This window comes from Janthinobacterium pasteuri (genome assembly GCF_051380775.1).
GTDB lineage: Bacteria > Pseudomonadota > Gammaproteobacteria > Burkholderiales > Burkholderiaceae_D > Janthinobacterium.
The window spans coordinates 1-16,759 of sequence record NZ_JBNYXS010000003.1 but is presented as its reverse complement, the minus strand read 5'-3'; the positions used below and the strand labels follow the sequence as shown (position 1 = coordinate 16,759).

The 16,759-nt window shown below is 63.9% G+C and carries 18 protein-coding genes and 1 pseudogene; 6 read left to right on the top strand and 13 right to left on the bottom strand.

Translation table 11 applies throughout. The features are described 5' to 3' along the window. The first annotated feature begins 40 nt into the window (after positions 1–40). The 3 genes from ACQ4WN_RS04325 (at position 41) to ACQ4WN_RS04315 (ending at position 3,063) form a co-directional block, all read left to right on the top strand. A complete protein-coding gene (locus tag ACQ4WN_RS04325) occupies positions 41–1,408 on the top strand; it encodes a UDP-glucose dehydrogenase family protein (protein WP_436550416.1) in 1,368 nt (455 codons plus the stop codon). After that, a complete protein-coding gene (gene rfaE1 / locus ACQ4WN_RS04320; RefSeq protein WP_436550415.1) occupies positions 1,405–2,358 on the top strand; it encodes a D-glycero-beta-D-manno-heptose-7-phosphate kinase in 954 nt (317 codons plus the stop codon). Before ACQ4WN_RS04325 ends, rfaE1 begins: the two co-directional genes overlap by 4 nt. A gap of 174 nt (positions 2,359–2,532) precedes the next feature. After that, on the top strand, positions 2,533–3,063 hold the full coding sequence (locus ACQ4WN_RS04315) for a ComEA family DNA-binding protein (RefSeq protein WP_436550414.1): 531 nt from the start codon (positions 2,533–2,535) through the stop codon (positions 3,061–3,063). A gap of 118 nt (positions 3,064–3,181) precedes the next feature. Here ACQ4WN_RS04315 and ACQ4WN_RS04310 read toward each other — a convergent pair whose 3' ends face one another. The 5 genes from ACQ4WN_RS04310 to ACQ4WN_RS04290 are packed head-to-tail and all read right to left on the bottom strand — an operon-like array spanning position 3,182 to position 6,081. After that, on the bottom strand, positions 3,182–3,373 hold the full coding sequence (locus ACQ4WN_RS04310) for a phospholipase D-like domain-containing protein (protein ID WP_436550413.1): 192 nt from the start codon (positions 3,371–3,373) through the stop codon (positions 3,182–3,184). Then, positions 3,342–3,632: a phospholipase D-like domain-containing protein gene (locus tag ACQ4WN_RS04305; RefSeq protein WP_436550412.1), complete on the bottom strand. Its 291-nt coding sequence runs from the start codon at positions 3,630–3,632 to the stop codon at positions 3,342–3,344. Before ACQ4WN_RS04305 ends, ACQ4WN_RS04310 begins: the two co-directional genes overlap by 32 nt. A gap of 18 nt (positions 3,633–3,650) precedes the next feature. Beyond that, entirely contained in the window at positions 3,651–3,848 is a 198-nt protein-coding gene (locus ACQ4WN_RS04300) for a hypothetical protein (RefSeq protein WP_436550411.1), read from the bottom strand. Between the two features lie 43 nt (positions 3,849–3,891). Beyond that, complete coding sequence (locus tag ACQ4WN_RS04295; RefSeq protein ID WP_436550410.1) at positions 3,892–4,251, bottom strand: phospholipase D-like domain-containing protein; 360 nt, start codon at positions 4,249–4,251, stop codon at positions 3,892–3,894. A 60-nt stretch (positions 4,252–4,311) separates the two neighbouring features. Further along, positions 4,312–6,081 carry an FAD-dependent oxidoreductase gene (locus ACQ4WN_RS04290; RefSeq protein ID WP_436550409.1) on the bottom strand — a complete coding sequence of 590 codons (1,770 nt, stop codon included), beginning with the start codon at positions 6,079–6,081 and terminating at the stop codon, positions 4,312–4,314. A gap of 248 nt (positions 6,082–6,329) precedes the next feature. On the opposite strand from ACQ4WN_RS04290, the gene cysM reads away from it, so the two are divergent. Then, a complete protein-coding gene (gene cysM / locus ACQ4WN_RS04285; RefSeq protein ID WP_102121602.1) occupies positions 6,330–7,232 on the top strand; it encodes a cysteine synthase CysM in 903 nt (300 codons plus the stop codon). A gap of 97 nt (positions 7,233–7,329) precedes the next feature. Here cysM and ACQ4WN_RS04280 read toward each other — a convergent pair whose 3' ends face one another. The 5 genes from ACQ4WN_RS04280 to ACQ4WN_RS04260 all read right to left on the bottom strand — a co-directional run bounded on the left by ACQ4WN_RS04280 (position 7,330) and on the right by ACQ4WN_RS04260 (position 13,191). Continuing rightward, positions 7,330–7,662, bottom strand: a complete 333-nt coding sequence (locus tag ACQ4WN_RS04280) for a hypothetical protein (protein WP_034751784.1) — start codon at positions 7,660–7,662, stop codon at positions 7,330–7,332. 438 nt (positions 7,663–8,100) lie between these two features. After that, positions 8,101–9,246 (bottom strand): lytic murein transglycosylase B, encoded by a 1,146-nt coding sequence (mltB, locus tag ACQ4WN_RS04275; RefSeq protein ID WP_436550408.1) that lies wholly within the window; start codon positions 9,244–9,246, stop codon positions 8,101–8,103. Positions 9,247–9,254: 8 nt separating this feature from the next. After that, the gene (locus ACQ4WN_RS04270) at positions 9,255–11,282 is read right to left on the bottom strand and encodes a transglutaminase TgpA family protein (protein WP_436550407.1); all 2,028 of its coding nucleotides are present in this window, start codon (positions 11,280–11,282) and stop codon (positions 9,255–9,257) included. Beyond that, positions 11,279–12,277, bottom strand: a complete 999-nt coding sequence (locus ACQ4WN_RS04265; RefSeq protein WP_436550406.1) for a DUF58 domain-containing protein — start codon at positions 12,275–12,277, stop codon at positions 11,279–11,281. The genes ACQ4WN_RS04270 and ACQ4WN_RS04265 overlap by 4 nt, the downstream gene beginning before the upstream one ends. Positions 12,278–12,282: 5 nt before the next feature. Then, the gene (locus tag ACQ4WN_RS04260; RefSeq protein WP_436550405.1) at positions 12,283–13,191 is read right to left on the bottom strand and encodes an AAA family ATPase; all 909 of its coding nucleotides are present in this window, start codon (positions 13,189–13,191) and stop codon (positions 12,283–12,285) included. Between the two features lie 244 nt (positions 13,192–13,435). On the opposite strand from ACQ4WN_RS04260, the gene ACQ4WN_RS04255 reads away from it, so the two are divergent. Then, on the top strand, positions 13,436–14,362 hold the full coding sequence (locus tag ACQ4WN_RS04255; RefSeq protein WP_436550404.1) for a histone deacetylase family protein: 927 nt from the start codon (positions 13,436–13,438) through the stop codon (positions 14,360–14,362). Between the two features lie 14 nt (positions 14,363–14,376). On the opposite strand, the gene ACQ4WN_RS04250 is transcribed toward ACQ4WN_RS04255, so the two are convergent. Next, complete coding sequence (locus tag ACQ4WN_RS04250; RefSeq protein WP_436550403.1) at positions 14,377–14,562, bottom strand: hypothetical protein; 186 nt, start codon at positions 14,560–14,562, stop codon at positions 14,377–14,379. A 43-nt stretch (positions 14,563–14,605) separates the two neighbouring features. Further along, positions 14,606–15,403 (bottom strand): hypothetical protein, encoded by a 798-nt coding sequence (locus ACQ4WN_RS04245; protein ID WP_436550402.1) that lies wholly within the window; start codon positions 15,401–15,403, stop codon positions 14,606–14,608. Between the two features lie 200 nt (positions 15,404–15,603). Between ACQ4WN_RS04245 and ylqF the strand changes: the two genes are divergently transcribed. Further along, positions 15,604–16,551, top strand: a complete 948-nt coding sequence (gene ylqF / locus ACQ4WN_RS04240) for a ribosome biogenesis GTPase YlqF (RefSeq protein WP_101484263.1) — start codon at positions 15,604–15,606, stop codon at positions 16,549–16,551. A gap of 57 nt (positions 16,552–16,608) precedes the next feature. Here ylqF and ACQ4WN_RS04235 read toward each other — a convergent pair. Beyond that, positions 16,609–16,759: pseudogene (locus ACQ4WN_RS04235) on the bottom strand (IS1595 family transposase); the annotation flags it as partial.

The following is a 16,759-nucleotide window of genomic DNA, read 5'->3' as shown; positions in this document are numbered from 1 at the left end:
CTCGTATGTAACACCTATATTTCAGAAATACGGCACAACCATGAAAATCACCATTATCGGCACGGGCTATGTGGGCCTCGTGACGGGCGCCTGCCTGGCGGAGCTGGGCAACGACGTCTTTTGCCTCGACCTGGACGCAAAAAAGGTCGCCTTGCTCAACAGCGGCGGCATCCCCATCCATGAACCGGGGCTGGAAGAAGTCGTGGCGCGCAACCGCGCCGCCGGCCGCATGACCTTTTCCACCGACGTCGAGGCAGCCGCCGCGCACGGCGTGATGCAATTCATCGCCGTCGGCACGCCGCCCGATGAAGACGGCTCGGCCGACCTGCAATACGTGCTGGCGGCCGCGCGCGGCATCGGCAAGTACATGACGGACTTCAAGGTCATCGTCGACAAGTCCACCGTGCCCGTCGGCACGGCTGAAAAAGTGCGCGCCGCCATTCAGGGCGAACTGGACGCGCGCGGCGTGGCCGCCACGTTCTCGGTGGCGTCGAACCCGGAATTCCTCAAGGAAGGGGCGGCCGTCGAAGACTTCATGCGCCCGGACCGCATCGTCATCGGCGTCGATGCCACGCCGGATGGCGAGCGCGCGCGCGAATTGCTGAAAATCCTGTACGCGCCGTTCAACCGCAACCACGAGCGCACGTACTGGATGGATGTGCGCTCGGCCGAATTCACGAAGTATGCGGCGAACGCCATGCTGGCCACGCGTATTTCCTTCATGAATGAACTGGCGAACCTGGCCGATAAGGTGGGTGTCGATATCGAGGCCGTGCGCCACGGCATCGGTTCCGACCCGCGCATCGGCCACAGCTTCCTGTACGCGGGCTGCGGCTATGGCGGTTCCTGCTTCCCGAAAGACGTGCAGGCGCTCGAACGCACGGCACGTGGCTACGGGCAGGAGTTGCTGATCCTGCGCGCCGTCGAAGCCGTCAACGACCAGCAAAAGCAGGTGCTGGGGCGCAAAGTGGTCACTCGCTTCGGCGAAGATCTGACGGGCCGGCATTTCGCCGTGTGGGGACTGGCCTTCAAGCCGAATACGGACGACATGCGCGAAGCGTCGGCCCGCGTCCTGCTGGCCGACTTGCTGGGTCGCGGCGCCACGGTGGCCGCGTACGACCCCGTCGCCATGGCCGAGGCACGCCGCGTGCTGGAACTGGACTTGACGCCGGAGCAATTGGCAAGAGTGCGCTTTGCCGACAGTCCGAAGGATGCGCTGCAGGATGCCGACGCGCTGGTCATCGTGACCGAATGGAAAGCCTTCCGCAGTCCCGATTTCGAGCAGGTCAAGGCGCGCCTGAAGCAGGCCGTGATCTTTGACGGACGCAATCTGTTCGAGCCGGCCGTCATGGCCGAGAATGGCATCGAATACCACGGGATCGGTCGCTCGATCCTGACACGCGCATGAGCGCCCACGCAGTGGCAGCCTTGACGGCGCCGGCCGCGCTGGCCCAGGTGCGCCTGCTGGTGGTGGGCGATGTGATGCTGGACCGTTACTGGTTTGGCGATGTCAGCCGTATTTCGCCGGAAGCGCCCGTGCCCATCGTGCGCATCGAGAAGCGCGAAGAGCGCCTGGGCGGTGCGGCCAACGTGGCGCGCAACGCGGCCGCGCTGGGAGCGAAGACGAGCTTGCTGGGCGTGGTCGGCGACGACGAGGCCGGCAGCCAGGTCGAGCGCCTGCTCGAAGGCGGCGGCATCCACAGCTATCTGCAGCGCGATGCAGCCATTTCCACCATCATCAAGCTGCGCGTGATCGGCCGTCAGCAACAGATGCTGCGCATCGACTTCGAGGATGCGCCCAGCGATACGGTGCTGCGCGACAAGCTGGCGCAGTTTAATGCCCTCTTGCCGCACTACGACGTGGTGATCCTGTCGGACTACGCCAAGGGCAGCCTGGTGAATGTGGCCGAGATGATCAAGGCTGCCAGGGCCGCCGGCAAGATCGTCATGGTCGACCCGAAAGGCGATGATTTCAGCCGCTATGCGGGAGCGTCAGTGCTCACTCCGAACAAGTCCGAACTGCGCCGCGTCATCGGTAACTGGAATACGGAAGAGCAACTCACGGAACGCGCGCAGCAGATGCGCGCGCAGCTGGGCCTGGAAGCCTTGTTGCTGACCCGCTCGGAAGAGGGCATGAGCCTGTACACGGCCGATGAGGTGCTGCACATGCCTACCGATGCGCGCGAAGTGTTCGACGTCTCGGGCGCGGGCGACACGGTGATCGCCACCATGGCGGCCATGCTGGGCGCCGGCATGGTTCTGGGCGACGCCGTGCGCACGGCCAACCGGGCCGGCGGCATCGTCGTCGGCAAGCTGGGCACGGCCACCGTCACCCGCGAAGAGCTGTTCCCGCAGTAATCGCCGCTGTATTCCACATCTAGCCTGCGCCGGTCGTTTGATCTGGCGCAGGTTTCCCCGCCATTCCGTTTCCCGTCTTGTCAACCGTATCACGCCCCAGCCGTTAGAGCCGTTAAGGCGCTGCTCCTCCCTTGCGTTCGAGTCATCTTGAAACCACATCACGGAGAGATACCCATGTTCAAAAAAATACTGCTGGCCATCGTCACCCTGATCGCGACGATGGGTTTTGCCTTTGCCCAGGTCGATGTCAACAAGGCGGACCAGGCGGCACTCGACGGCGTCAAGGGCATCGGCCCCGTCACGTCGAAAGCCATCGTCGATGAACGCGCCAAGGGCGGCGCCTTCAAGGATTGGGCCGATTTCGAAAGCCGGGTAAAAGGCATCGGACCGAAAAGTTCCGTGAAACTGTCGGAAGCGGGCTTGCAGGTGAATGGCCAGGCCAAGTCTGGCGCGCCAGCGGCCCCGGTGGCGAAAGCTGCCCCGGCAAAAAAGGAAACTGCTGTGAAGGAAGTTGCAGCGAAAGAAGCCGCAGCGAAGCCAGCTGCTGCGACCGACACCGCTGCTGCGCCAGCCAAGACAGCCGCTGAAACGAAAAAAGAAGCGGCTGCCGCGAAGAAAGAAGCGAAGGCCGCTGCAGCTGCCGCGAAGAAAGAAGCGAAGCTGGCTGCAGCCGAGGCGAAGAAGGCTGAAGCCGAGAAAAAGTAAGCGTGTTGCTGTAAAGCGTGTTGCGTGGTGGTGCCGCGCAACACGAGAAGAAACCCCCGCGTGGTACCGGCCGCGCGGGGTTTTTTTTAGGCGCCGCCACTTTGCCCTGCCGATGCGCCTACAGCGGCGACTCGATCGGCAGCCAGCGCATCACGCACACCAGCTTGTGGCGCCAGAAGCCCGACTCCGGATCGTGCGCCCACACCTTGGCTGGCTGTTCGGTGGCGCCGGACCAGCGCAGGGCGCCGTTGTCGAGCAATACGCGATAGCTGGTGTCGCTAGCCGTCGAGTGCAGGAACAGCGCGCGCATAGCCCGCATGCACGAGGGCTACGCCGGCGGCAACCTTGTCGCCCAGCATCGTGCTCAGCGCCGTGCCGGGTACGAAGTATGGCGAGTTCAGCAGCGCTTCTTCGCGCGCCTGCGTCAGCAGGGGCAGCAAGCTGTGCATGAGCCAGTGCTCGCTGTGCTGCAAACTAGCCACGGGGGCGGCTTTTTCCGGCGGGTCCGACAGCACTTGCACCTGCGCGCTCCAGTGCAGGCGCAACCGGCCATCGAGGTGGGCTTGCAACTGGCCCGCATCGGTCAGCTACCGCAGGTAGGGCGAGGCACCCAGTTCGCCCGTGAGCGCATCGAGGCGGGTGCGCACTACGGGCAACTGCGGCAGTGCCGGCGCGCCCGCGTTTTTGTCAGCATGTAAGGCGCCGATGGGGATGACGGCGCGGCTGTTCCAGAAGCGGTCGAAGGTGTCGCTCGTCTGCTGTACGGCGGGACCCACCAGCAGCAAGTCGGCATCCTGGAAATTGACTTGCCCGGCAGCATCGAGGTATTCATCGCCGATATTGCGTCCGCCGACGAGGGCCAGCCTGCCGTCGACGATTCAGGCTGTGCATGCGCCGGTTCAGGCTGACGGCGCGCAAGGCCATTTCCATGGCACGGCGCCAGATGCCGTCGCGATTGCGGACCGGACTGAAGATGCGCACGTCGATCAGCGGATGGCTGTCGAGCGCGAGGATGGCGGCGTCCTGGCCCCGCGCGTTGATATCGTCAAGCAACACGCGCACGCGCACGCCGCGGTCGGCTGCGCGCAGCAGTTCGCGCACCAGCAGCCGCCCCGTGACGTGGTTATGCCAGATGTAGTACTGCAGGTCGATGCTGCGGCGCGAAGAAAGCTTGGCGGTGTGGGGCATGCGGTCTCTTTTAGCTGGCTGGCAGCAGCCGGTTGTAGCAGTTTCTATCATGCACAATTTTCACGCCTTGCCCGCCGGCAGCCGTGCCAGGAAGCCATGAATCTGCGACACCACGGCTGCCCCCTCGCCGACGGCGGCGGCCACGCGCTTGGTCGAGCCGGCCCGCACGTCACCGATGGCGAAGACGCCCGGCACGCTCGTTTCCAGTGCGGCCCGGTCTGGCAGGTCGGGAGGCGGGTTGGGTAAATGCGCGGCGTGGCCGTGGGCGCGGCATCCGGCGCGCGTAACGTCGAAGCCCGTGCGGATAAAACCCTGTTCGTCGACGGCCACGGCGCAGTCGTGCAGCCAGTCCGTGTTCGGATCGGCGCCGACGAAGAGAAACACGCGGCGCACGGCGCAGTCGCACTCTTCGCCCGTTTGGTTATTGCGCCAGCGTGCGCCCGTCAAGCCATCCTCGTCGCCTTCGAGGGCGATGATTTCCGTGTGCGTGTGCAGGCTGATGTTGGGCGTCGCGGCGATGCGCTCGATCAGGTAGCTCGACATGCTGGCCGCCAGCCCTTCGCCGCGGATCACCATGTGGACCCTGGCCGCGTGGCCGGAGAGAAACACGGCCGCCTGGCCGGCCGAATTGCCGCCGCCGACCAGGATGATCTCTTCCTGCTTGCATAGCTTGGCTTCGATGGGCGAGGCCCAGTAATACACGCCCCGTCCTTCATATGTTTTCAGGTTGGCCAGCGACGGGCGGCGGTAGCGCGCACCGCACGACAGAACCACCGTGCGGGCGCGCACCTGCGTGCCGTCGCACAGCTTGACGCGCAGGGGCCAGCTGTCGCACAGCAAGCTGGCGGCGCTGGCCGGGGTGGCGATTTCGACGCCAAACTTTTGTGCCTGCACATAGGCGCGCCCCGCCAAGGCGCGGCCGGAGATACCGGTGGGAAAGCCCAGGTAATTTTCGATGCGCGCGCTGGCGCCCGCCTGGCCGCCATACGCGCGCTGTTCCAGCGCCAGGACCGACAGTCCTTCCGAGGCCGCATACACGGCCGTGGCCAGGCCGGCGGGCCCGGCGCCCACCACCAGCACGTCGAAGATCTTGTCGCCAGACAAATCGGGCAGCATGCCCAGGCAGCGTCCCAGTTCCGCATTGCCGGGGTTTTTCATGACCTTACCGTCGGGACAGACGACCAGCGGCCATTCCTGCGGCGTGGGCTGGTAGCGCTCGGCCAGCGCAGCGGCAGCCGCATCGGTGGCCGGGTCGAGCACCGTGTGCGGGTGGCCATTGCTCGATAGAAAACTTTGCAGGTGGAACAGATTGCCATTGCCGCGTGGTCCCACCAGCACGGGGCCGCCCGAATTGACTTCGATCAAGGCCACACGGCGCAGTATCAGGGCGCGCACGATGCGCTCGCCCATCTCCGCTTCCGCCACGATCAGCGCGCGCAGCGATTCCGAGCTGATGACGAGCACGTGCACGTCGCCCACGGCATGGCCATTGACGAGGGCGGGGCGGCCCGACAGTTGCGCCACTTCGGCGATGAAATGGCCGGGGCCGATTTCGCGCATCAGCGAGGTGCGGCCCAGGCCTTCGTGGCGCGTGACGGCGACGTGGCCCGCCAGGATGACCAGCATGCCGAAGCTGCTGCTGCCCGCCTCGAACAGGGTGGCGCCGTCCGCATGGTGGCAAGCCTTGCCATAGCGTTGCAAGCGGCGCAGTTCCGCCTCGGTGAAGACGGGGGAAATCTGGTGCATGCGGCCCTGGATATCGAGGCTGCTGGCCTGGACGGGATCGTCCTGCGTGGTTTCGGGGATGAATTCGGGTGCGCTGCTGCTCATGACTGATCCATTGATTGAATAAGCAAATTACTAAAATAACTAACCGTGACGAGTCTAGCGCAAGCGCGCGCGGCCCGCTGGTGCGCCGCACGCGGCAACCCTGGCATGCCGCAAAGCCAGGCGCCATGCGGCCTGGCGCGCTGGCGGGCGCAGCGCGGACTGCCTGGCGGAACGCCGGCTTTTAGCCATACGCCGTCCAGCATCTCATATTAGAATGGGTCTTTGTTGAAATTACTCAAACAGACACGATGGCTTACAAGACACTTGAAGATACGATAGGCAATACTCCGCTGGTGCAACTGACGCGCTTGCCGGGCGCCGATGCGATTGCGCGCAACAACGTCATCCTCGGCAAGCTGGAAGGCAACAACCCGGCCGGCTCCGTGAAGGACCGCGCCGCCATGTCCATGCTCAAGCGTGCTGAAGAGCGCGGCGTCATCAAGCCAGGCGATACCCTGATCGAGGCCACCAGCGGCAATACGGGCATCGCGCTGGCCATGGCCGCCGCCTTGCGCGGCTACAAGATGCTGCTCTTGATGCCAGACAATCTCAGCGTGGAGCGCCGCCAGAGCATGGCCGCCTATGGCGCCGACATCCTGCTCACGCCGAAGACGGGGGGCATGGAATATGCGCGCGACCTGGCCGAGCAGATGCAGAAGGATGGCCGCGGCGTGATCCTCGACCAGTTCGCCAACGAAGACAATTCACGCGCCCACTATGAAAGCACGGGACCGGAAATCTGGCGCGATACCAATGGTCAGGTCACGCACTTCGTCAGTGCCATGGGCACGACGGGCACCATCATGGGCGTGTCGCGCTATTTGAAGGAACAGAATCGCGCCATCCAGATCATCGGCGCACAGCCCGAGGATGGTTCGCAGATTCCCGGCATCCGCAAATGGCCGGAAGCGTACTTGCCGAAAATTTACGACAAGTCGCGCGTGGACCAGGTGGAATACGTGAGCCAGGGTGTGGCCGAGCGCATGGCGCGCAGTCTGGCGGCGGAAGAGGGCTTGTTCTGCGGCATCTCGGCGGCGGGCGCCTGCGAAATCGCGCTGCGCATCTCGCAAACGGTGGAAAACGCGACCATCGTGTTCGTCGTCTGTGACCGCGGCGACCGTTACTTGTCCACGGGCGTCTTCCCAGCCTGATTGTTCAATTTTAAAATGGAAATTCGGGTCGGCCAGGACGGCCTGAAAACTACCCCCTCCCCACGGCGGGGAGGGAAAACCTGCGAAACTGGCAGGATCAGCCTTGTGGCGTTTCGCCTTCTTTTGGCTTGAATTGCTTGTCGCTGATGCGGAACTTGTTACGACGGTCACCCATCAGGTAACGCAGGTCGCGGATGCTCAGGTCGCTCACTTCGTGCATGCGGATCAGCAGCGATGCGCCGACGGGCAGGCGGTGGTGACGGATTTTGCTGATGACTGGTGGCGCGACTTCCAGCGCGCGGGACAGCGCTGCATCGTTTTTCAGGCGCAGGTTTTCGATCAGAGTATCGAGCAATCTGTTTGGGTTGTACTGGAGCAGATCGTCGGAGTCCGAATCGCTGTTCATATCAATGCCGACTTGGTTTGTCATGATGTTGATGTTCCTTCTGTAGTTGCACTGCAAAGTAAAAAACACTCGGAGCTCGCTCTTGCTGCGTTCATGTTCATTCTTTACCAAAAGGAACGAATTCACACACGGTACGATCCGGGATACAGTTTTTCATGATATATACACAATTGTACAGCAGGATTCAATTTCAGGCCGGAAACCTCTGTAATCTTGCTTTGTATAAAATAGGTGTTGTCTTGTTGCAACAGCTATTTATTCTTTATTATGCTCTATGATAGAACAAAAATTGTACTTTGACAAAAGTTAAGTATAGAACCATTTCTGTATTCCGTGCCGCACAAAGGCTGGCGAGCGAGGCTGGCACATGTTATCGGCCCCACCATAGCCCTGTTTGCGGCTCGCTTCAACCTCGCTTACGCTTTCTTACAAGTAATATTATAACTTTACACTGACTTTCGGTTAGCGTGCGCGTACTTGGCTGATAGCCTTGCCCAGGTCAATCACTGACATGGCATAAAAATAACTTCTGTTGTATTGAGTTATAACAAAGAAATTATTGCTTGCCAAGTGATACTCAGTGGCTTCGGAACCATTTTGCAGATCGATCAGGCCGAACAACATGTTCCGGGGCGTGGCCGAGACGGTACTCACGCCGGCCTCCTGCAATTCTTCCAGCCGGTACTTGGCCTGCAAACCCTGGCCGATGAACTTTTCCCAGGCGTGATTGGCCGAGACGGTGACACGATATGTGCTGATGGCCGGGTCGTCGCGCCGCCAGTCGTGTTCAACGAGGAAGTGCGCCACGCTGCCGATGGCGTCGGCCGTGGAGTTGCGCAAGTCGATGTGGCCATCGCCATCGAAGTCCACCGCATATTTCATGATGCTGCTGGGCATGAACTGCGGCAGGCCGATGGCGCCCGCATACGAACCGAGCAGGGTCAATGGATCGATGCCATCCTTGCGCGCGTACAGCAGCGCATTTTCCAGTTCCCCCTTGAAAAATTCCATGCGCGCAGCGCGCGTCGGGCTTTCCGGATAGGAAAACGCCAGGGTGGTCAGCGCGTCGAGCACGCGGAAACGGCCCGTGTTGCGTCCGTACACGGTTTCCACGCCGATGATGCCGACGATGATTTCGGCCGGCACGCCATATTCGCGTTCGGCGCGCGCCAGCGCTTCGGCGTTCTCTTCCCAGAATTTCACGCCCGCATTGATACGCACCGGCTCGATGAAACGGGCGCTGTAGGCTTGCCAGTTCTTCGGCTTGCCCGGCGGCGCCGGTTTCATCAGTTGCACTGTCGACTCGACATAACGCACCTTGCCGATCAGGGTATCGAGCTCGGCGCGGTCAAAACCATGCTTGGCAGACATCTCGTCGAGGAAGGCGCGTACTTCTTTCCAGTTGGCATAGTCGACAAACTCGCCTTCGAAGTCGAATTTCGCCGGTGCTTTTTTGGCCGTCGCCTTGGTGGGCGGCGCCTTGGCCGCGCGCACGGCACGGGCGCGGTCAGTGGCGGAAATGTTGCTGTTTTCGCCTGCGTGCGCGGTCGCCAGGCACAGGGGAAGGGAGAGCAGCAGGGACAGGGCGGAGGTTTTGATCGGTAACAAGGAGCGTCTCATCGGCATTGGGTTAACAGGCGGCGCAAGCTGCGCCGCGCGCGGAATTGTTCGTCTGGGTTGGCATTACCATACTTCATCGTGGCATAGATTGCCAGAAACTGTGCGATGGCGGCGTGCGCCTCGGGCGTGGCCTTGCCCGTGGCCAGGCGCGCAGCATAACCGTGCGGGCCTTCATGCGGCGCACGGCTGTAGCCGCGCTGCGCCTGCTGGCGGCAAAACTGCGCATACACGGCGTCGAGCGGATCGCCTTGCCGCGCTTGCCGCCAGCAGACCAGTGCGCCGGCCACGGCGGACAGCAGGGCCAGCACGGCGCAGACGAGTGCCAGGGTCGTCGCCGGCAGGTTTTTCAAACGATCGAGCATGGAGCGCTGGCGCTGTGGCGTGGTGTCGAGCGCCCAGTTGCTCCAGGCGTGCTCTGCCTGCTGCCATTGCTGGCGCCACGCGGCAATCGCGCCGTTGGCGCCGCCATCGAGGCCGGCCAGGGCGCGCCAAGCCGTCAGCGGGGACGGGGCCGCTGGCAGGGCGGCGTCCAGATTGCGCTCGGTGCGCAGGGGGGCGACGGCGCTGGTGGGATCGACGCGCACCCAGCCCCTGCCTGCCAGCCACACTTCGCTCCACGCATGGGCATCGGACTGGCGCACGCTCAGGCTGACGCCGTCAGTGTTGCGTGCGCCGCCCTGGTAGCCCGTGACGACGCGCGCGGGGATGCCCATGGCGCGCATCAGCACGACGAAGCTGCCCGCGTAATGCTCGCAAAAGCCCGCCTGCGTGGTAAACAGGAAGTCATCGACGCCTTGCTTGCCCAGCAGCGGTGGCTGCAGGGTGTAGCGGAAGGGCGCGCGGCGGAAGTACTCAAACACGGCGGCGATGGCGTCGGTGGGTGCCAGCATCTGCGCGCCGCTGCCGCGCAGTGCGCGGGCCCAGGCCACGCTGCGCGGGTTGCTGCCAGCGGGCAAGGCCAGCCATGGCTGCTGCTGGGCCAAAGACAGGCCGGCCTGCAGCCGGTAGCGGGACTGGGAACTGACGCGGTAACGCACGGTCGAAGTAATGGCTTGTATGGTCAGCACTTCCAGCGCGGACGAGACGACGTAGGGGTTGCCGGGCAAGCGTTCGATGCTGCGCGGCAGGTCGAGGGCGAAGATGCGCCGCTGGCCGCTCGCTTGCAAGGTCACTTCGTATTGGCTGGGCTGGCCTTCCAGGGTGATGTCGATGCGGCTGTCGCTGGCAGGCGCAGGCTGGCCGGTGCCCCGGCGCGTCCAGGTGGCGCCATCGTAGTCGCCCAGCACCACGCCGCGCCAGTACAGCTGGTCTTGCGGCGGAATGGGTGTGGAAAAGCGCGCCGTGAAGACGGGCTCGCCGGACAGGGCCAGTGAGGCGATGGCGCCTGGCTGCATGCTGTCCGACAAGCCCGTGCGCGCCTGCGCGCCTTCGCCTTCGTACGGCGCACCCCACAGGGGGCCGTCGGGACGCGGCACGGCAAGAAACATCACGGCTGACAGGGGAATGGCCAGCGCCAGCATGCGCCCCAGCAAGCCCAGCCTTTGCGCCAGGCGAGGCTGCAGCGTGCCGTACTGGGCCGACAGCAGGGCGGCCAGCAGGACGATGACAGTGGCCAGCATCCAGGCGGCGCTGAGGATGCCCTGCGCATGAAAAAAATTAGCCAACAGCAAAAAGAAACTGAGGAAGACGAAGACGAAGATGTCGCGCCGGCCATGCATTTCCAGCGATTTCAAGGCCAGCAGCAGGGCCAGCATGGCCACGCCCGCATCGCGCCCCAGCACGCTGCCATAGCTGGCGTACACGCCGGCGATACCCAGTACTGCCAGCGGCACGAGCAGGGTTAGCTGCGGCTGGCGCCGGCCCCGCACGGTAATGATGGCGCGCCACAGCAGCGGTGCGGCTGTCGCTACCGACAACCACGGGGGCAGGTGCAGTGCGTGCGGCGCCAGCACCATGGCGGCGGCCAGCAACAGCAGCACAATGTCGGCCTTCTCGCGCGGCAAGCCGCTCAGCCAGGCTTTCATGGCATCCCCTGTGCTGGCGGCAAATCGTGCTGCGAACCATGCAAGGCCAGCGCGCGCAGGCAGGCGTCGCGCTGGCTGGCACCCAGGGCCGGTGCCAGAGTCAGCACACCCAGGCGCAAGCCATACGGCAGGCCCGTGCGATCCGCCTGCAGCACCCAGGCTGCCAGGCGCGACAGGCGCGTTTCCGGCGCCAGCGCGTGCAGGTCCGCGTGGTCGAGCATAAGGTTGCCATACGGGCCGTGCGGTGCGCCAGTTGGCGCGTCGGCGTCAGGCTGGAATTGCTTGCTGAACAATTGCTCGCCGTCATGGCGGGCGATCTGGCGCCAGGCCAGGCGCCGCAAGGCGTCACCGGGCTGGTAGGCGCGCACGCCCACCAGTTCCAGGGCGCCGCCGCGCGAGCCTGGCTGCCGGGCCTGCCGTACCGTGCCGGCCAGCCAGGGCAGCGGCGGCGCATTCTGTTCTGGCTGTGGATACACGAGCACGCGCGCCTCGGGCTGCCAATGGCACCAGGCAACAAACAGGCCCAGTGGAAAACTGCCGGACAGGCGCACGGACGGGGCAATGACCCATCCCCGTTGCCGCGTTGCCACGCCGATGCTGACGGCCGTTTCGCCGTGGGCGGCAATATCGGCCAGGCCCGGTGCTGCCGGGGAACCGGTAACGGCCAGGCGGATTGCATGGCGCGGGCGGGTGCTGCGGTTGATCAGGCGCAACGTGAACAAGGCGTGGCTGCCCGCAAACACGGGATGGCCCGGCGTGGCCGCCAGCGACAGCCCCGCCAGGTTGCGGCTGGTAAACAGCATGTCGGCGATGGCGCAGGCGGCCGCGAAATACGTGAGTGCATAACCCAGGCCCAGGCGGTAATTGACGGCGGCGATCCACAGCGCCAGCAGCAGCGCGGCAAATGCCAGGCCCGCACGCGAGGGACGGATGTGCACGCGCTGCGCGCCCAGCCAGGGGCGCGCGGGCAGCCATGGAATAGTGCGCCAGCGCATGCCGCTCAGACGGGAATGCTCAACAGCAGGTGCTGCAGCAGCGCGCGGCTGTCCGTGGTCCCTTGCGCGGCATGCAGACGGTGGGCGCAGACAGGTAGCAGCACGGCTTGCACATCGTCGGGCGTGACGTGGTCGCGTCCGGCCAGGGCGGCCCAGGCACGCGCCGCGTGCAACAGGGCCAGCGCGGCGCGCGGGCTGAGTCCATCGGCAAACACGCCGGGCACGCGGGTGGCATGCACGAGGGCCAGCACGTAGTCGACCACGGCAGGCGAGGCGTGGATGGCGCGCAGGCCCGCTTGCGCCTGCAGCAATTGCTCCGCATTCATCACGGCCGGCAAGGTTTGCAGCATGGCGCGGCGGTCGGCGCCCAGCAGCAGCGCCCGCTCGGCGGCCGCATCGGGGTAACCGAGCGTGACGCACATGAGAAAACGGTCGAGTTGCGATTCGGGCAGGGGGAAGGTACCCAGCTGGTGCGCGCAGTTTTGCGTGGCGATGACGAAGAACGGCTGCGGCAGCGCGTGCGTGACGCCATCGAGCGTCACTTGCCGCTCTTCCATCGCTTCCAGCAAGCCCGATTGCGTCTTCGGCGTGGCGCGGTTGATCTCGTCTGCCAGCAGTACTTGCGTGAACAGGGGGCCGGGGTGGAAGATGAAGCTGGCGCTGCCGCGGTCATACACGCTCATGCCGGCCACGTCGGCCGGCAGCAGGTCGCTGGTAAATTGCTGGCGCTTCCATTGCAAGCCCAGTGAGATGGCCAGCGCATGCGCCAAGGTGGTCTTGCCCACGCCGGGCACGTCTTCGATCAGCAGGTGGCCGCCCGCCAGCACACAGGCGAGGGTCTGGCGGATCTGCAAGTGTTTGCCGACGAGAACTTCGCCGATCTGCTGTGCGGCCTGGTGTATTTTCGAAAACATGTTATTTCTATCACAGTGCGAGGGATTATTTAATTTACAATCGCTTTGGCCAGGTCAAACGGCGCCGCCCGCCAGCTGCGCGCTCGTGGTAGATTAGCGTGACAGCAAAGGCGGCAAGGGCTGCACAGACCAGCCAGTGATTTTATGCGAGAACGCGCCAGGCAGGCAGGAATGCTGTGCAGTGATTGCGGCGCACGTTCCCGGTATGGATAGAGAGCAGAGACAGAGGTAACCAGTACAGCGCATGAGCACAGCCATTTATACCCATCCCGATTGCCAGCGTCACGAAATGGGCGACTGGCACCCTGAATCGCCGGCCCGCTTGCAGGCCATCAATGATCAATTGATCCTCGCGCATATCAGCGACCTGGTCGAGCACCGCGACGGCGTGCGCGCGCAATTGTCCGATATCGAGCGCAACCACAGCGCCACGGCCATCGGCCTGGTGCGCGACAATGTGCCGGCCGAGGGCGACTACTATCCGCTCGACGGCGATACCCTGCTCAACGCGCACAGCTACGACGCGGCGCTGGCGGCAGCAGGCTCGGCCGTGACTGCCACGGACGCCGTCATCGATGGCGAGATCAGCAACGCCTTCTGCGCGATCCGTCCGCCCGGCCACCATGCGCGGCCCAGCGAGCCCATGGGTTTCTGCCTGTTCAACAATGTCGCCATCGCCGCCAAGCATGCACTCGATGTGCGGGGCCTCGACAGAGTCGCCATCGTCGACTTTGACGTGCACCATGGCAATGGCACGGCCGAATCCGTGGCAAATGATCCACGCATCCTGATGGTGAGTTTTTTCCAGCACCCGTTTTATCCGTACAGCGATGTCGAGTCCTACACGGACACGCGCGTCAACGTGCCCGTGCCGGCCCGCTCGAAGGGCGATGCCGTGCGCCAGCTGGTGCTCGACCACTGGCTGCCGGCGCTGCACCGGCAGCAGCCACAGATGATTTTCATTTCCGCCGGTTTCGATGCCCACCGCGAAGACGACGTGGGCGGCATGGGCCTGGTGGAGGCCGATTACACGTGGCTGACGCAGCAGATGATGGCCGTGGCCAATCAGTATGCCAAGGGCCGCATCGTCAGCTGCCTCGAGGGGGGCTACAACCTGTCGTCGCTGGGCCGCAGCGTGGCGGCGCATGTGAAGGCGCTGGCGGAGCTGTAAAGGTTGCGCTATTACTACAGCAAGCTGGGGCGGCTGCGCGAATTGGTATGGCGGTGGATCTGGTCATCGAGTATGTCGCCGGCCATAAAGCGGCGCCAGGCTTGCGTGTAGACGAGCGATGATTTATCCGCGTCGACACTGTCAAGCTGCAACATGTCGCGGTGGTGCTTGATTTCATTGACCAATTGGTCATACAGCATTTGCAAGCCATAGCTGTCGGCGCTCTGGCTTTTCCGGCGCGCGTCACTGGCGCTGCGCTTCCTTCAACGGTGCTGCGGGGACGGCTCCGGCCATTTTTCCATCGTCGCCGTACGTCAGGGTCAGCAGGGTATTGTCGTCCCAGTTCAGGTCATGCAGCGGCGGCACGTAGCGCTGGCGGTCTTCCGTGACGCGGATGTCCAGTGTGCGCTCGCCCGAGCGCGCCTGTACGGCCAGCAGCTTGCGGAACACGGGAAACGGCACGTGGATCAGCGACGAGTGGCAGGGTCCGCCCGCCAGGCGGAACAGCTTACGCCGGACAAAGGGCAGGTCATCCTGCTCGACGGCCCAGCGGATTTCGCACTCCAGGCGCAGGTCGCCCAGGCGGCGCACATTCTGGGGCAGGCCCGGCGTGTGGATGTCGGCGCGCCAGCGCAGGGTGTCGCGCTTCTTGTTGCTGACCAGGTCGGCATTCGCGTCGTAGGCGGTCTTGTCGCGCGTCAAGGTGAAGCCGCCATCCGCCGCCAGGGGGACGGGGATCGACAGGTTGTCGGCCGACAGGTGCAGGGTCACGTTATCGAGCCTGGCCTGGGATGTCGCGGGGATCAGCATGAAGCGCAACGGCGCGCCCGGTGCCAGGCGCTGGTGGTCGGCATACGCATCGAGTCCCTTGAGCATGGTGCGGTAGGGGCGCAAGTCGGGATCGCGCGTGCCTTGCACGTCGACAACCTGCTGCATTACCTGGCTGGCCGTGTCGCCAGGCGCCGCCGCTTGTTCCTGGGCCATGGCGGGCAGCAGGCAGGCGCAAAGGGGAGCAAGGAGGAAAAAACGGGGAAGATGCATGGAATGCGTGCCAGGTTGAGCTTGTAATGGGGAAACCGGCCAGGCTGGACGGACTGCGGATCTTATCATTCAAGTAACTGCTAAATTATCACCAATTGTCTCGTCCGCGTCGTACGGCTGGCGCTGGTGGTGGAAAATGGGACGTCGTGGCGGCAACCACGTAAAATAGCGGATTGACTGAACGAACTGAAGGCAAGAGCATGGCGATACAATGGTACCCAGGACACATGAACGCGGCCCGCAAGAAAGCGGCCGAAACCATGGAAAATACCGACCTGGTGATTGAAGTGGTGGACGCGCGCCTGCCGGCAGCCAGTTGCAATCCCATGGTGGACGAGTTGCGCCTGTTCCGCCAGCGCCCTTGCCTGAAGATCCTCAACAAGACCGACCTGGCCGATCCTGCCGCCACTGCCGCCTGGGTGGCCTATTTCAATGCCCAGGAAGGCGTGACCGCGTATGCGATGACGACCAAGAAGCCGGGCGACGTAGCGCGCATTCCGGACCTGGCCAAATCGCTGGCGCCGCACCGCGGCGTGCCGACCAAGCCGCTGCGCATCATGATCATGGGCATCCCCAACGTGGGCAAGTCGACCCTGATGAATGCGCTGCTGAAAAAGCGCGTGGCCAAGGTGGGCGACGAACCAGCCGTGACGAAGATGCAGCAAAAGCTGTATCTGGACAAGAACACCATCCTGGTCGACACGCCCGGCATGCTGTGGCCGAAGATCGCCATCCCCAGCGACGGCCTGATGCTGGCGGCCAGTCACGCGATCGGCTCGAACGCGTTGATCGAAGAAGAAGTGGCCGTGTTCCTGGCCGAGGAATTGCTCAAGCGCTATCCAGACTTGCTGGCGGCCCGCTATGGCACCAAGGTCGGTGAAGTCGACGCCATCGGCGTGGTCGAGGGCATCGCCGCCAAGCGCGGCTTCCGCATCAAGGGCGGCGACTACGATTTCGAGAAAGCCTCGCATACCTTGCTGCTTGACTACCGCAGCGGCATCCTGGGGCGCATTTCGCTGGAAACGCCGGACACGCGCGCGGCCCTGCTGGCCCAGCACGCAGCCGAGATGGCGGAAAAAGCGGCCATAGCGGCAGCGATTGCCGCCGAAAAGGCCAAGAATGCGGCGCGCGGCAAGCGCGGCACGTAAGTTACCGCTTCACCAGGAAAAACGCCGCGACATGGCTGTCACGGCGTTTTTTTTAGGCTATGTCACCGTAAGGTGTGGGAACTCTCCCATGGTTGCCTTCAACAATGTTTCTGGGGAGCGGATGCGTCCGGCGTCGAGTATCCAGCGCCACCCCAGATAATTCGGCAGGTAATGGCTGGCTACCCCGTGGAATATGCGCAGCCAGCCG

Bases quoted from the DNA above. Each gene is read 5' to 3' on its own strand.
- ACQ4WN_RS04270 (WP_436550407.1), bottom strand. From the start codon at position 11,282: ATGAAAGCCTGGCTGAGCGGCTTGCCGCGCGAGAAGGCCGACATTGTG.
- cysM (WP_102121602.1), top strand. From the start codon at position 6,330: ATGGCTTACAAGACACTTGAAGATACGATAGGCAATACTCCGCTGGTG.
- ACQ4WN_RS04315 (WP_436550414.1), top strand. From the start codon at position 2,533: ATGTTCAAAAAAATACTGCTGGCCATCGTCACCCTGATCGCGACGATG.
- ACQ4WN_RS04265 (WP_436550406.1), bottom strand. From the start codon at position 12,277: ATGCGCTGGCGCACTATTCCATGGCTGCCCGCGCGCCCCTGGCTGGGC.
- ACQ4WN_RS04260 (WP_436550405.1), bottom strand. From the start codon at position 13,191: ATGTTTTCGAAAATACACCAGGCCGCACAGCAGATCGGCGAAGTTCTC.
- ACQ4WN_RS04255 (WP_436550404.1), top strand. From the start codon at position 13,436: ATGAGCACAGCCATTTATACCCATCCCGATTGCCAGCGTCACGAAATG.
- ACQ4WN_RS04280 (WP_034751784.1), bottom strand. From the start codon at position 7,662: ATGACAAACCAAGTCGGCATTGATATGAACAGCGATTCGGACTCCGAC.
- ACQ4WN_RS04325 (WP_436550416.1), top strand. From the start codon at position 41: ATGAAAATCACCATTATCGGCACGGGCTATGTGGGCCTCGTGACGGGC.
- ACQ4WN_RS04295 (WP_436550410.1), bottom strand. From the start codon at position 4,251: ATGCCCCACACCGCCAAGCTTTCTTCGCGCCGCAGCATCGACCTGCAG.
- ACQ4WN_RS04245 (WP_436550402.1), bottom strand. From the start codon at position 15,403: ATGCATCTTCCCCGTTTTTTCCTCCTTGCTCCCCTTTGCGCCTGCCTG.
- rfaE1 (WP_436550415.1), top strand. From the start codon at position 1,405: ATGAGCGCCCACGCAGTGGCAGCCTTGACGGCGCCGGCCGCGCTGGCC.
- ACQ4WN_RS04250 (WP_436550403.1), bottom strand. From the start codon at position 14,562: ATGCTGTATGACCAATTGGTCAATGAAATCAAGCACCACCGCGACATG.
- ACQ4WN_RS04290 (WP_436550409.1), bottom strand. From the start codon at position 6,081: ATGAGCAGCAGCGCACCCGAATTCATCCCCGAAACCACGCAGGACGAT.
- ACQ4WN_RS04310 (WP_436550413.1), bottom strand. From the start codon at position 3,373: ATGCGCGCGCTGTTCCTGCACTCGACGGCTAGCGACACCAGCTATCGC.
- ylqF (WP_101484263.1), top strand. From the start codon at position 15,604: ATGGCGATACAATGGTACCCAGGACACATGAACGCGGCCCGCAAGAAA.